The 13,761-nt window shown below is 72.8% G+C and carries 13 protein-coding genes; 8 read left to right on the plus strand and 5 right to left on the minus strand.

Features of this window, described 5'->3' with window-relative positions:
* Nucleotides 1-173: 173 nt before the first annotated feature.
* Nucleotides 174-1,199, plus strand: a complete 1,026-nt coding sequence (locus tag ACQKQD_RS17230; RefSeq protein ID WP_056533680.1) for a KpsF/GutQ family sugar-phosphate isomerase — start codon at nt 174-176, stop codon at nt 1,197-1,199.
* A gap of 96 nt (nt 1,200-1,295) precedes the next feature.
* Here the strand turns inward: ACQKQD_RS17230 and ACQKQD_RS17235 are convergent, their stop codons facing one another.
* The 3 genes from ACQKQD_RS17235 to ACQKQD_RS17245 form a co-directional block, all read right to left on the minus strand.
* Nucleotides 1,296-2,108, minus strand: a complete 813-nt coding sequence (locus ACQKQD_RS17235) for an SHOCT domain-containing protein (protein WP_427508976.1) — start codon at nt 2,106-2,108, stop codon at nt 1,296-1,298.
* Nucleotides 2,109-2,263: 155 nt separating this feature from the next.
* Nucleotides 2,264-2,863, minus strand: coding sequence for a nitroreductase family protein (locus ACQKQD_RS17240; RefSeq protein WP_020094016.1), 600 nt, complete (start codon nt 2,861-2,863; stop codon nt 2,264-2,266).
* Nucleotides 2,864-3,151: 288 nt separating this feature from the next.
* Complete coding sequence (locus ACQKQD_RS17245) at nt 3,152-4,219, minus strand: GSCFA domain-containing protein (protein ID WP_042675851.1); 1,068 nt, start codon at nt 4,217-4,219, stop codon at nt 3,152-3,154.
* A gap of 74 nt (nt 4,220-4,293) precedes the next feature.
* Between ACQKQD_RS17245 and ACQKQD_RS17250 the strand changes: the two genes are divergently transcribed.
* A complete protein-coding gene (locus tag ACQKQD_RS17250) occupies nt 4,294-5,343 on the plus strand; it encodes a WcbI family polysaccharide biosynthesis putative acetyltransferase (RefSeq protein ID WP_042675849.1) in 1,050 nt (349 codons plus the stop codon).
* A 77-nt stretch (nt 5,344-5,420) separates the two neighbouring features.
* Here ACQKQD_RS17250 and ACQKQD_RS17255 read toward each other — a convergent pair whose 3' ends face one another.
* Nucleotides 5,421-5,825: a response regulator gene (locus ACQKQD_RS17255; RefSeq protein WP_056533685.1), complete on the minus strand. Its 405-nt coding sequence runs from the start codon at nt 5,823-5,825 to the stop codon at nt 5,421-5,423.
* A 349-nt stretch (nt 5,826-6,174) separates the two neighbouring features.
* Here ACQKQD_RS17255 and pal point away from each other — a divergent pair, with 349 nt between their 5' ends.
* The 4 genes from pal (at nt 6,175) to ftsH (ending at nt 10,925) form a co-directional block, all read left to right on the plus strand.
* Nucleotides 6,175-6,669 carry a peptidoglycan-associated lipoprotein Pal gene (gene pal, locus ACQKQD_RS17260; protein ID WP_012321252.1) on the plus strand — a complete coding sequence of 165 codons (495 nt, stop codon included), beginning with the start codon at nt 6,175-6,177 and terminating at the stop codon, nt 6,667-6,669.
* Between the two features lie 159 nt (nt 6,670-6,828).
* Nucleotides 6,829-7,818, plus strand: a complete 990-nt coding sequence (ybgF, locus tag ACQKQD_RS17265) for a tol-pal system protein YbgF (RefSeq protein WP_020094012.1) — start codon at nt 6,829-6,831, stop codon at nt 7,816-7,818.
* 98 nt (nt 7,819-7,916) lie between these two features.
* Nucleotides 7,917-8,954 (plus strand): tRNA lysidine(34) synthetase TilS, encoded by a 1,038-nt coding sequence (gene tilS / locus ACQKQD_RS17270; protein ID WP_427509016.1) that lies wholly within the window; start codon nt 7,917-7,919, stop codon nt 8,952-8,954.
* A gap of 48 nt (nt 8,955-9,002) precedes the next feature.
* Nucleotides 9,003-10,925, plus strand: a complete 1,923-nt coding sequence (gene ftsH / locus ACQKQD_RS17275; RefSeq protein WP_012321255.1) for an ATP-dependent zinc metalloprotease FtsH — start codon at nt 9,003-9,005, stop codon at nt 10,923-10,925.
* A 207-nt stretch (nt 10,926-11,132) separates the two neighbouring features.
* Here ftsH and ACQKQD_RS17280 read toward each other — a convergent pair whose 3' ends face one another.
* A complete protein-coding gene (locus tag ACQKQD_RS17280) occupies nt 11,133-11,378 on the minus strand; it encodes a hypothetical protein (RefSeq protein WP_427508977.1) in 246 nt (81 codons plus the stop codon).
* A 126-nt stretch (nt 11,379-11,504) separates the two neighbouring features.
* Here ACQKQD_RS17280 and ACQKQD_RS17285 point away from each other — a divergent pair, with 126 nt between their 5' ends.
* Together ACQKQD_RS17285 and glmM are read left to right on the plus strand one after the other, a co-directional pair.
* Entirely contained in the window at nt 11,505-12,317 is an 813-nt protein-coding gene (locus ACQKQD_RS17285; RefSeq protein WP_427508978.1) for a sulfite exporter TauE/SafE family protein, read from the plus strand.
* A gap of 69 nt (nt 12,318-12,386) precedes the next feature.
* Entirely contained in the window at nt 12,387-13,727 is a 1,341-nt protein-coding gene (gene glmM, locus ACQKQD_RS17290) for a phosphoglucosamine mutase (protein ID WP_026605059.1), read from the plus strand.
* Nucleotides 13,728-13,761: the final 34 nt, after the last annotated feature.

Below are 13,761 nucleotides of genomic sequence, written 5' to 3' on the forward strand. Positions count from 1 at the left end.
CGGGAGCATGGACCCCGGCGGCCGCGCCTTCAACCGGCGTGCGGCGCTGCGTCGTCCCCGCGTCACATTTCAACCACGACGGCTGCCTAGCGTCGCCGGAGACGCCTCGCTGCGCCGCTCCCCGATTCCGGCCCCCGGTGCCGGATCCGGTCGACGGGTCAAGAACGGACACGATGAACGCTCCCGCCTCCAGCGCCCTGCGCGACGACCGCTACGACGCGCCGTCGGCGCATCTCGCCACCACCCGCGACCTCGGGATCCGCAGCCTCCAACTCGGCATCGCGGCCCTGCAGGAGGCGAGCGCCGCCTTCCAGGGCCGGCTCGGCGCGGCCTTCGAGGAGGCGGTGCAGACCATCCTGCAGAGCAAGGGCCGCGTCATCGTCAGCGGCATCGGCAAGAGCGGGCATGTCGGGCGCAAGATCGCCGCGACGCTGGCCTCCACCGGCACGCACGCCTTCTTCGTCCACCCGACCGAGGCGAGCCACGGCGACCTCGGGATGATCGCCCGGGACGACGTCATCATCGCGCTGTCGTGGTCGGGGGAGACCGCGGAACTGTCCGACCTCGTCGGCTTCAGCCGCCGGTTCTCGATCCCTCTGGTGGCGATCACCCGCAACGGCGAGAGCACCCTGGGCAAGGCCGCCGACGTGCTGCTGGAACTGCCCCGCGTGCGGGAATCCTGCCCGCACGACCTCGCGCCGACCTCCTCCAGCCTGATCCAGCTGGCGCTGGGCGACGCCCTGGCGGTGGCGCTCCTGGAGCGGCGCGGCTTCACCTCGGCGCGCTTCCACACCCTGCATCCGGGCGGCACCCTCGCGGCCCGCCTCAGGACCGTGCAGCAGGTGATGCACGGGCCCCAGGACATGCCGCTGGTGCACGAGACCGCCCTCATGTCCGAGGTGATGATCGAGATCGCGGCGCGACGCTACGGCTGCGTCGGCGTCACGGACGCGGCCGGCCGCCTCGTCGGCATCGTCACGGACGGCGATCTGCGCCGCCACATGGGTCCGGCGCTCCTCGACACGCCGGTCTCGACCGTCATGACCCGCGACCCGGTGACCGTGGAGCCGCACAAGCTGGCCCAGGCCGCGCTGGAGCTGATGAACCGCCGGCTGATCACGGCGGTCTTCGCCGTCACCGACGGCCGGCCGGTCGGCATCGTGCACGTCCACGACCTGCTGCGCGTCGGCATCGCCTGAGGCCGTCCGGACCCGGCAGGGTCCGATCCGCGCCCGCATCCCGCGAGGCCTCCGCGCCTCGGGACGGGGCCGGCGGGTACGGCGACCGGGCGCCCCTCACAGCCGGGCCAGCAGCTCCGTCTTCTTGGTCGCGAACTCCGCGTCGGTGAGCACGCCGCGCGCGTGCAGGTCGGCCAGCCGCTCGATGGTCGCGAGGATCGCGTCCGGAGACGACCGGTCCGGGGCCGCCGAAGGGGCAGCCGCAGCGGCCGGCGAAGCGGCGGGGGCGGCCTTCGCCGGGATCTCGGCCGGGTCCGCTCGGCCCGGGTCCGCTTGGCGCGGCGCCGCGACCTCCGCCTCGATCCGACGCAGGCGGTCGAGGGCGACGGCCCCGGACGGTCCCGTGAAGCCGAGGCTGCCGTTCGCCTGGGAAACTCCGGTGATGCGGTGCTCGCCGGTATCGTACAGCGCGACCCCGGACCCCGCGTCGACGGCGAGCCGCCGGCTGTCCGGGAAATAGGCGTAGCGCAGCCCGTCCTGCGCGCCGGTGCTGGCCGGATCCCCGAGGCCGGCCGGCCACCACTCGCCGCCGCCGCCGCGCCGCGCCGCGGGCGCGGCCTCCGAGAAGCCCCCCGCGGGGAGCGCCCCGGCCAGCTCGGTGCAGAGCGCGTCGACCCGCGCCTTCAGCGCGTCGTCGAACATCCGGCCGACCATCACCATCCCGCCGGAAAACCACTGCCCCATCCCGCCGAGATCGGGATGGTCGAACTGCGCCATCGTGCCGTGGCCACGCTCGAGGGCCCGGACCAGGTGGCGCACCGCGTCCGGGCTGACCCCGTGGCGGTCGGCGACGGTCTGCAGCCCGGGGACGGGGTCGAACGGCCCGTCATCCCGGAACGGGTCGGACGCGGCGGTGTCGGACGGATCCATGAGCCAGCTCCCGAAGCGTCGGAGGGCGGACAGGAGGCGCGGGGCGGCGGCCCCCTGCCGGCCCGGGTCGAGCCCGTGGGCCTGCGCCCACGGACCTGCGACGGCGTCGCGATGCGGAGCCAATCCCCGGCCGTCCGAGCGGGTTCCGGCCCGTCTCAGCCGGCGGCCTGCGGGAACGGTCCCGCGATGGTGAAGTCGGTGATCGGCCGGCGGCCGTTCGGGGTCTCGCGGGGCCGCTGCTCCTCGGTGAGGTCCGCCTCGGGCGTCTTGCGGCCGACCGCGAAGGCGGCCTCGATCCGGTGGTTCTCGGGCAGACGCAGCACCGCGGGCGCGCGGACGTGGTCGAACCCGACCATGCCGTGGGCGTGCCAGCCCTGGTGGATCGCCTGGAGCTGGAAGGCCAGCGAGGCGGTGCCGGCGTCGAAGGAGTGGCTGTAGGAGGGCTTCAGCTCGTCGCCGACCTTCATGAGCCCGTTCGAGACGAGGAACAGGATCGCGCCGGTGCCGGACACCCATTTCTGATTGCCGGGCACCAGCAGGTCGAAGAACGTGTCCCAGTGGGCGTCGCCCCGGAGCGCGTAGAGGAAGCGCCAGGGCTGCGAGTTGTAGGCGGAGGGCGACCAGCGCGCCGCCTCGATCATCCGCATCAGCTCGGATTCGGGCACGGCCTCGCCCGTGAAGGCGCGGGGCGAGTGCCGCTTCACGAAGACCGGATCGATGTCGTGGTCGGCGCGGCGGGGCGGGGGCAGGCTCAAGGGATTCGTCTCCGATAGGCGCGAGCGCCCGGGCGGCCGAGCTTGCCCGAAAGGCCGGGCTGGAGGCAAACGCGGGATCGCCCCGGCCGCCGTGACGGTCGCGAAGGGCTCGAGCGGTTGCCCGGCGGGATCTTCGGAGCGTTGCCGTCTTTGCGAGCGGAGCGAAGCAATCCAGGCAGCGCCACGACTGTCGATGTCGCGTTACACTGGGTCACTTCGCTACGCTCGTGAAGACGATGCAGGCCGCCCGATGGCCGCGGCCGCTCCGGTGACGATCTCGGCCCCCCGTCACGCCACGCTGCGCTCGATCTCCTCCTCGTCGCAGATCACGCCGGCATTGCCCTCGAACTCGGCCGCGAGGTCGACGGGGGCGTGGGTCGGCGCCGGCGAGACCCGGTCGCGGGCGAAGGTCGCCAGGAACAGGCGCATGACGTGGCGCACGCCCGCGTCGTTGATGGTGCGCTGGTCCTCGTTGTAGTAGCGCCCGGCATTCACGTTGCTCGTGACGATGTCGTAGGCGGGGAAGTAGACCGCCCGCGGGTCGCCGCGGCCGACCACCTCGCCGGCCGCCACCCGCAGCACCGACTTGGAGTAGCTGTTCGACTCCATCACGTGCCGGTCCATGTAGGTGGCGATCATCGGTACCGGCGAGACCGTGAAAATCACCCGCGCCTTCGGGTTCACGCTCCAGAGCCGGTCGAGGAAGCCGTTGAGGTCACCGAGCACCTCGCCCGCGCCGGCATTCACGCACTCGTAGAGCGCGGGGTCGAACGTGCCGCCCGCGACACCGGGGGCGAGCGGCAGCGCCGCGCCGTCGGCCCGCCAGCGCCAGCCCTCGGTGAGGCCGAGCGTCAGCACGAACACGTCGAGCGTCTCGAACAGGCGGCGCACCTCGGCGAGGTGCGCGTCGCGCGCCGCGACCACCTCGGCCTCGCTGGCGAAGCCCGCCGGCTCGACGGTCGGGCGGAACGGGTCGACGTAGCGGCCGTCGTCGCGCAGCCACGCCTTCAGCTCCGGCTCGAACGTGCCGTAGGCCCGGTCGAACAGCTGCACGAACTGGCGCGTGTAGTAGAGGTTGCCGTAGCGCGCCGAGAACGTGCCGAACTGGCGGGCATTGGCCTCCTCGGCGCTCATGCCGGGGGTCGGCGGCTCGGTCAGATAGTAGTTGAACCCGGCGCCGCGCACCGCCTCGGCCACCCGCTGGGCGAAGCACGAGCCGCCGGTGGCGACCTTGTCGGTCGGTCCGATCACGAACGTGTCCTTCGGGTGCGGATTGACCGCGAAGGGCGGCACGTTGGTGACGACCTTGCGCCAGAATCGCTCGGCCGGTAGACCCGTATACGGATTCAACGCCATCTTCGAACCCTCTTCTTCACGACGGCGGCAGGCCCTCGGGGGCGCTGTTCCGTCCGCTGACACCGGCACGCGACGTGGCCCTGAACGACCTGCCCCGGCGCGCCCGCAGCGCGTTCACCCGCTCGGCGACCGATTGGACGCCTACCCGTTGGGCCCCCACCTGGGCGACACCATGGCGGAACCGCGCCCGCACCGCCACGACCCGTGACGGGCCGAGCATCGCGGTGCTGGGCAATTGCCAGGCCCGGGGCATCGCCCGGGCCATGCGCCTGCTCGCGCCGAAGAGCCCGGTCCGTTACCTGCCCATGGGCTCGCTGAAGCGCGACCACGGCCATGTCGACGGCTTGATCCGGACCCTGCGCGCCCACGACCACGTCTTCTCGCAGGCCTTCCCGGCCGGGCTGATCCCCGGCGGCGACGCCGCCACTGTGCGCGCGGCCGACCCGCGGCTCAAGCTGTTCCCGTCGATCGTGTTCTCGGCCTTCCACCCGGACATGGTCTATGTCGGGCAGGCCTCGGACCTCGCCGCGCTGAAGCTGACGCCGTCGCCGCTGGGCCAGTACCACTCGGCGATCGTCGTCACCGCCCACCGGCTCGGCCTCGATGCCGGCCGCACGGCCGCCCTGTTCCGCGAGGACGTGTTCGCCCGCCTGGGCTACCTCGACCACTGGGACCCGGCGGTGCGCGAGCTCGTCGGCGCGGCCGACGCCCTGGGTTTCGGGCTGGAGCGCGAGGTGACCCGCTGGGCGCGCCGCGGCGCCTTCATGCACCTGATGAACCATCCCAAGGTCCACGTCCTCGGCGACATCGCGAGGCGGCTGCTGCAGGAGAACGGGCTCACGCCCGAGCCCGTGGAGATCGAGGATTACCTCGGCGACGAGCTGGCCCAGGACGTGGTCTGGCCGATCTACCCGCCCATCGCCGAGCATTTCGGCCTGACCGGCTCGTACCTGTTCAAGACCAAGCCGCGGGGCGACGACTTCCCGGTGCTCTACGACCTGCCGGGCTTCGTCGCGGCGAGCTTCGCCCTCTACGACGCGATGCCCCCCGGGGATCTCGCCTGCCCGCGGGTCGAGGCGTGGCTCGCCGCGCCGGAGATCGTCGCGCTGTTCCGGGGCGGCTGAGGCCGCCTCCGGGCGCCGCGGCGTCCCGGGTCGCTTCGCGGCGCGCGACGACGGTCCCGCCCGGAAGGGTCCGTGACTCAGCCCGCCGCGCAGAGCCGGCTGTCGGAGCCAGCCTCGCCCAGACCCTCGACCATCATCCGGACCAGGCGGTTGACCTCCTGCATCTGGAAGGGCTTGCGCAGGAACAGGCTGCCCGGCACACCGCTGCGGCCGTGCGTGTCGGTCGAGGTGTAGACCACCGGCCGGTCCGGATGGATCGCCCGGAAGGCGTGGGCCACCGTCCAGCCGTCGATCAGTCCGGGCAGGTGGATGTCGGTGAACAGCCAGTCGATCGCCGCGCCCCGGTCGCGCAGGACGGTCAGCGCGGCCTCGCCCGTCGAGGCTTCGATCACCCGGATGCCGTGCGTCTCGCACAGGCTCGCGACGATCTCGAGGAGCAGGTAGCTGTCCTCGACGATGAGGACGCTCTGGGCGGGGCGCATGCGGGAAGTCCGGTCTTCGGCCCGCCGATAAGGGGCCGATAGGGTTGAGGATCTCTTAAAGCCCGGCCCGCGACCGTTACCGGCGGAGGCCCGGCGCCTGTTGCAGCGCCGCAACCGGAGCGGCCGAAATGGCGCGTCGCGGCCCGCCGCCCCGCCGCCGCCGCATTCCGGGCGCGTCCGGGTGCGTCAGCGCACGCCGTCGATCGGTGCGGACCGTCACCACGCCCCCGCGCCGCCCGGCGGAACCGTCGCTTAACCAACCCCGCCTACCAACGGCGCCAGGAATACGCGGACCCGCCTCGAAGACCAGCAGCCGGCCTTCGGCACCGCTCGAGGAGTTTTTCAGACCATGCCCCAGCGTTTCCGCGCCGCCGCCCTCGGCCTCGCGCTCGTCGCCGCCCTCGGCCTGGGCGCCTGCAGCAACGACAAGGACCTCGCCGACGCCTCCGCCTTCGGGGCTGGCGCCGCCACCCCGGGCAGCGCGCAGGACTTCGTCGTCAATATCGGCGACCGGGTCTTCTTCGAGTCGGACTCCACCGACCTGACGCCGACCGCGACCGCGACCCTCGACAAGCAGGCCGCGTGGCTGCAGCGCTACCCGCGCTACACCTTCATCATCGAGGGCCACGCCGACGAGCGCGGCACCCGCGAGTACAACTTCTCCCTCGGCGCCCGCCGGGCCCAGGCGGTGAACGACTACCTCGCCACCCGCGGCATCGCGGCGAGCCGGATGCGGACCGTGTCGTACGGCAAGGAGCGGCCGGTGGCGGTGTGCAACGACATCTCCTGCTGGTCGCAGAACCGCCGCGCGGTGATCGTCCTCGACCGCGGCGCCGGCGCGTAGGCCGCCGCGCGAACGACCCCGGAGGCGGCTCTCGGCCGCCGCCTCCGATCGATGCTCTCGATCACGGCCTTCGATCACTCCTTCGACCCGCGCCGCAGTTTTGCCGCGGTGCGGCGCATCTGATAGGGCCTCGCGCCGACACCGGACCGCAGCCGTACCATGCCCGCCCGCCTTCGCACCCGCCTCGCCCTCGCCACCGCCGTCGGTGCCGTGCTCCTCGCCCACCCGGCCGCCGCGCAGGACGCTTCGGAACTGGTCGTGCGCCTCGGCCGCATCGAGAACCAGTCCCGGATGATGGCCGGGCAGATCGAGACCCTCCAGTACGAGAACCGCCAGCTCAAGGAGCAGCTGCGCAAGTTCCAGGAGGACGTCGAGTACCGCCTGAACGAGGGCAAGGGCGGCAAACCCTCGGCCGCGCCCGCGCCGTCGGGGCCCGTCAACGGCGGCAATCCGGGCGCCGGCCGCCCCGGGAAGCGCGGCGACGCCTTTGACCCGTCGCAGGCCCCCGGCGCCCCGGGCGCCCCGATGCAGCTCGGCAGCACGCAGCCCTCCGCGCCGCTGCCGCCCCGCGAGGCTGAGGAGGCCGCCGAGGCGGCGCCCCGGCCGCAGCGCCTGCCCCAGGGCGCGCTCAACGAGTCCGGCGAGGACGACTCGGAGGCCGGGACCTCCGGTTACGACGAGCCCGTGGACCTGCGGCCGCCGGCCCGGACCGGGGCGATCCCGGCGCGGCCCTCCGAGAGCGTGGCGGCGACCCGGACCGGAGATCCGGCCGCCGATTTCGACGCCGCGGTCGAGCTGTACCGCGCCAAGCAGTACGAGCAGGCCGAGATGGGCCTGCGCCAGTTCATCCAGTCGCACCCGCGCGACAACCGCGTCGCCGGCGCGACCTACTGGCTCGGCGAGAGCTACCTCGCCCGCGGCCGCAACCGCGAGGCCGCCGAGCAGTTCCTGAAGGTCTCGACCGACTACGCCCGCTCCGCCCAGGCCCCCGACGCCATGCTGAAGCTCGGCGTCACGCTCAACGCGCTCGGCGCCCGCGAGCAGGCCTGCGCGACCCTGGCCGAGCTGGACCGGAAGTTCCCGAATGCCGGCACCGGCGTCCGCCAGGGCGTCGCCCGCGAGCAGAAGCGCGCCCGCTGCGGCGCCTGAGCGTCTCGGGCGCTCTGAGCGACTTGGGCGACTCGGGCGACCCGGTCCTCGGCGCCCTCCGCCCCTGGCTCGACCGGGCCGCGCGCGGCGGGCGGGGCGTGCTCCTCGCCGTCTCGGGCGGTCCCGATTCGAGCGCCCTGATGCACGCCGCCGCGCGCCTGCGCGACGCGACCGGCGCGTCCCTGCGCGTGGCGACCGTCGATCACGGCCTGCGGCCGGAATCCGGCGCGGAGGCCGAGGGCGTCGGCCGCGCCGCCCGGGCGCTGGACCTGCCCCACGCGACCCTGACCTGGACGGGCGCGAAGCCCGGCACCGGCCTGCAGGACGCGGCCCGCACCGTCCGCTACGCACTCCTCGCCGCCCATGCCGGGGCGGTCGGCGCCGGGCTCGTGCTGACGGGCCACACGCGGGATGACCAGGCCGAGACGGTCCTGATCCGGCTCGCGGCCGGCAGCGGCCCCGCGGGCCTCGCCGGCATGCGCGCCGAGCGGGACCTCGGCCCGGGCCTCGTCCTCGGACGCCCGTTCCTGCACCTGCCGAAGGCCAGTCTGGTGGCGTGGTGCGCGGCGGGCGGCCTCGCCTACCTGCGCGATCCCGCCAACGGCGACCCGCGCTTCGCCCGCGGCCGCCTGCGGGCGGCATGGCCGGCCCTGGAGCGCGAGGGCCTGACCCGGGCGCGCCTCGCCCGGCTCGCCGAGCGCGCCGCCCGCGACGAGGCCGCGCTCCGGAGCGCGGCCGAGCAGGCCCTCGACGCGGCGCGGCGGCCCGGGTCGGAGACGGGCGCGGGCCTGCGGCTCGACGGGCGCGCCTTGGCGGCCCTGCCGGACGCCGTGGCCCTGCGCTGCCTGGATCTCGCCCTGGCCCGAGCCGGCGCGGCGCCGCGCCGGCTCGAGCGCCTCGAGGCCCTCGTCCTCGAATCGCTCCTGCCGGCCCTGCGCCGCCGGGAGCCGGTCCGCCGCACCCTCGCGGGGATCCTCGTCGCCGCCGACGCGGGCGGGGGCGTGAACCTCGCCCCGGCGCCGCCGCGCCGGCACGGACTCGCAGGTGCTGCCCTCGCCGCAGGGTCTCCCGACTTACTTGGCAAGGGAGAGCCCCCCGCCTACATTGGCGGAGTGTGCACGGATGGATCGGAATAGCCGCGTGGCGGGTCCGTCCTGGGGGTCGCACGCGCCAGGGATTGATCGATGAACCCGAATTTTCGCAACTTTGCCTTGTGGGTCGTCATCTTCCTGCTGGTGCTGGCCCTCGTCACCCTGTTCCAGAACCCGGGTCACCGGGGTGGCGGCAGCGAGATCGCCTACAGCCAGCTCCTGAACGACGCCGATGCCGGCAAGATCCAGTCGGTGGTGATCTCCGGGCAGGACGTGTCCGGCACCTACGTGGGCGGCGGCAACTTCACGAGCTACGCGCCCAACGACCCGAGCCTGGTCTCCAAGCTCCAGGGCAAGGGCGTGCAGATCACCGCCCGCCCGCCGTCCGACAACACTCCGTGGTTCATCCAGCTCCTCGTGAGCTGGCTGCCGATCCTCGTCTTCATCGGCGCCTGGATCTTCCTCTCGCGCCAGATGCAGTCCGGCGCCGGCCGCGCCATGGGCTTCGGCAAGTCGAAGGCCAAGCTTCTGAACGAGGCCCACGGCCGGGTGTCGTTCGACGACGTCGCCGGCGTCGAGGAGGCGAAGGAGGATCTCCAGGAGATCGTCGAGTTCCTGCGCGACCCGCAGAAGTTCCAGCGGCTCGGCGGTCGGATCCCGCGCGGCGTGCTGCTCGTCGGCCCGCCCGGCACCGGTAAGACCCTGATCGCCCGGGCGGTCGCGGGCGAAGCCAACGTGCCGTTCTTCACCATCTCGGGTTCGGACTTCGTCGAGATGTTCGTGGGCGTCGGCGCCAGCCGCGTGCGCGACATGTTCGAGCAGGCCAAGAAGAACGCGCCCTGCATCATCTTCATCGACGAGATCGACGCGGTCGGCCGCCACCGCGGCGCCGGCCTCGGCGGCGGCAACGACGAGCGCGAGCAGACCCTCAACCAGCTCCTCGTGGAGATGGACGGGTTCGAGGCCAACGAGGGCGTCATCATCATCGCGGCGACCAACCGCCCCGACGTGCTCGACCCGGCGCTGCTGCGTCCCGGCCGCTTCGACCGCCAGATCATGGTGCCGAACCCGGACGTCACCGGCCGCGAGCGCATCCTGCGTGTCCACGTCCGCAAGGTGCCGCTGGCCCCCGACGTCGACCTGAAGACCATCGCGCGCGGCACCCCGGGCTTCTCGGGCGCCGACCTGATGAACCTCGTCAACGAATCGGCGCTCCTCGCCGCTCGACGCGGAAAACGCATCGTGACGATGCACGAGTTCGAGGACGCCAAGGACAAGGTCATGATGGGCGCCGAGCGGCGCACCCTCGTGATGACCGAGGACGAGAAGCGGCTCACCGCCTACCACGAGGGCGGCCATGCCATCGTCGCCCTCAACGTCCCGGCGACCGACCCGGTGCACAAGGCGACCATCATCCCCCGCGGCCGGGCGCTGGGCATGGTCATGCAGCTGCCCGAGCGCGACAAGCTCTCCATGAGCTTCGAGCAGATGACTTCGCGGCTGGCGATCATGATGGGCGGCCGCATCGCCGAGGAGATGATCTTCGGGCGCGAGAAGGTGACCTCGGGCGCGCAGTCGGACATCGAGCAGGCGACGCGGCTCGCCAAGATGATGGTGACCCGCTGGGGCTTCAGCCCCGAGCTCGGCACCGTCGCGTACGGCGACAACAACGACGAGGTCTTCCTCGGCATGTCGATGGGCCGGCAGCAGTCGGTCTCCGAGTCGACCGCCCAGAAGATCGACGCCGAGGTCCGCCGCCTCGTGGAGACCGGCCTGGAGGAGGCGCGCCGCATCCTGGCCGAGCACAAGGACGACCTGGAGGCCCTGGCCCAGGGGCTCCTCGAGTACGAGACCCTCTCGGGCGAGGAGATCCGCAACCTGCTCAAGGGCCAGCCCCCGATCCGCGACGGCGGCGACGTGCCGCCGACCCCGGCCCGGGGCTCCTCGGTCCCCTCGGCGGGCCGCGGCCGGCCGAAGGAGAGCGACGGCGGCCTGGAGCCGCAGCCGCAGGCCTGAGGCCTCGAGAGGACGATCGAAGGGGGCGCCGCGAGGCGCCCTTTTTCGTGGACGGGGAGGCCCGGTGCCGAACGCACCAATCCCCCGTATTGGGCTACGATGTTCGCACCGCTCCGCCGGGCACCGCCGCTGGGGGGCAGAGCGCGACGGCCCCCCAATCCCGGGCGGGAGAGGGTTGGGGTGAGGGATGATGCGGTTTCCGCTTGATCAGATCGGTGCCGTCATCGCGAGCGCAGCGAAGCGATCCAGCAGCGCCACGCTCGGGTCGCGCGCGCAGCCCTGGGTCGCTTCGCTGCGCTCGCGATGACGGAACAGGCTGCGCAGACCGAAGCATTCAGCCGGAAACCGTATGAGGAGTCCCAGGATCGAGCACATCGTCGACGTGTGGCTCGGTCGCGCCTTCTCCGGGCAGACCGGATCCCCGACCCAGTCCCGCTGAGCGGGGCGGCCCATCGCGTGCTCCGTGACAAACCGCTTCCCATGTCGGCGTATCGCCGCGTCAAGCTCGGCCGGAGCCTCGGCCTGTCGCGTCGAATCGGAAACACAGGGTTCATCGCCGCAGCGCATCCAGAAGCCCCGATGCCGGTCTCGACCTACCTCGTCGTCGCCCTCGGCGCCGTCGTCGCCGGCTTCGTGCAGGGCCTGTCGGGCTTCGGCTTCGGGCTCACGGCCCTGTCGTTCTGGGCCTGGGTGATCGACCCGCAGCTCGCCGCCGTGCTGGCCGTCTCCGGCGCCTTCACGGGCCAGGTCATCGCGGCGGTCTCGGTCCGGCGCGGGTTCGAGACCGGGCGCCTCGCGCCCTTCATCCTCGGCGGCCTCGCCGGCATCCCCCTCGGCGTCCTGCTGCTGCCGCGGCTCGACGCCGACTGGTTTAAGACGCTCCTCGGCCTGCTGCTGATCGTCTGGTGCCCGGCCATGCTGTTCGCCCGGAACCTGCCGCGGATCGCGGCCGGCGGCCGGCTCGCCGACGCCGCGGTGGGCCTCGGCGGCGGGATGATGGGCGGGCTTGGCGGCTTCACGGGCGTGCTGCCGACCCTCTGGTGCACCCTGCGCCGCTACGAGCGCGACGTGCAGCGCTCGGTGATCCAGAACTTCAACCTCGCGATGCTCAGTGTCACCCTGGCGACCTACCTCGCCGCGGGGCTCGTCACCCGGGCGACGCTGCCGATCCTGGCGGTGGTCCTGCCGGCGATGCTGGTCCCGACGCTGCTCGGCACCCGGATCTATCTCGGCCTCAGCGAGGTCGCCTTCCGCCGGCTCGTGCTCGGCCTGCTGACCGTCTCGGGCCTCGCGCTGGTCTCGGCCTCGGCGCCGCGGCTCCTGCAGCGCGCCGGGCGCCCCATTTCGACCGCCTTTGTCGGGGAGCACCCCGTTGACTCTGCCGGCCGGTGAGCCGCCGGCGGGCGCGATAATCTGCTAAGCTGTGCCGGGTCCGCGAGACCGGGCGCCGGAGACGTGATGGTGCGCAAGTATTTCGGAACCGACGGCATCCGGGGCCGGGCCAACGGCGTGATCACGCCGGAACTCGCCCTCAAGGTCGGTCAGGCCGCCGGCCTCGTGTTCCAGCGCGGCGACCACCGCCACCGGGTGGTGATCGGCAAGGACACCCGCCTCTCGGGCTACATGATCGAGACCGCGCTCGTCGCCGGCTTCACCTCGGTGGGCATGGACGTGCTCCTGCTCGGGCCGGTGCCGACGCCGGCCGTGGCGATGCTGACCCGCTCGATGCGGGCCGATCTCGGCGTGATGATCTCGGCCTCGCACAACCCGTTCGAGGACAACGGCATCAAGCTGTTCGGGCCCGACGGCTTCAAGCTCAACGACGCGATCGAGCACGAGATCGAGGGGCTGATCGACGCCGACATGCACAAGCGCCTCTCCGGCTCGAACGACCTCGGCCGGGCCAAGCGCATCGAGAGCGTGCACGCCCGCTACATCGAGTTCGCCAAGCGGACCCTGCCGCGGCAGGTGACGCTGGACGGGCTGCGGGTCGTGGTCGACTGCGCCAACGGCGCGGCCTACCGGGTCGCCCCCGAGACCCTGTGGGAGCTCGGCGCCGAGGTCATCGCCATCGGCACTGAGCCGGACGGGTTCAACATCAACCGGGATGTCGGCTCGACCGCGCCCGCGGCCCTGATCGACATGGTGCGCGAGCGCCGGGCCGATATCGGCATCGCGCTGGACGGCGACGCCGACCGGGTGCTGATCGTGGACGAGAAGGGCCAGGTGGTCGACGGCGACCAGCTCATGGCCGTCGTGGCGCGCTCCTGGAAGGAGGACGAGCGCCTGACGCAGCCGGGCGTGGTGGCGACGATCATGTCGAATCTCGGCCTGGAGCGCTTCCTCGGCGGTCTCGGCCTGACCCTGGCCCGCACGGCGGTGGGGGACCGCTACGTCCTCGAGCACATGCGGGCGCACGGCTACAATCTCGGCGGCGAGCAGTCCGGCCACATCATCATGTCGGACTACACGACCACCGGCGACGGCCTCGTGGCCGCCCTGCAGCTGCTGAGCGTGGTGCAGCGGCAGAACCGGCCCGTGAGCGAGGTCTGCCACTGCTTCGACCCGCTGCCGCAGATCCTCAAGAACGTCCGCTACCGGAGCGGCGAGCCCCTGCGCGAGGACAGCGTGGTCAGCGCCATCGAGCATGCCCGCGAGCGGCTCGGCAACGCCGGCCGCCTCGTGATCCGCCCGTCGGGCACCGAGCCGGTGATCCGCGTCATGGCCGAGGGCGACGACCGCGGCCTCGTCAACGCGGTGGTCGACGAGGTGGTCGACGCCGTCACCCGCGCGGCGGCTTGAGGCCGGAGCCCCGGAGGGGCGCGGCTCGACTCCG

The sequence above is a fragment of the Methylobacterium sp. NPDC080182 genome (assembly GCF_050281105.1).
In the GTDB taxonomy this organism is placed as follows: domain Bacteria; phylum Pseudomonadota; class Alphaproteobacteria; order Rhizobiales; family Beijerinckiaceae; genus Methylobacterium.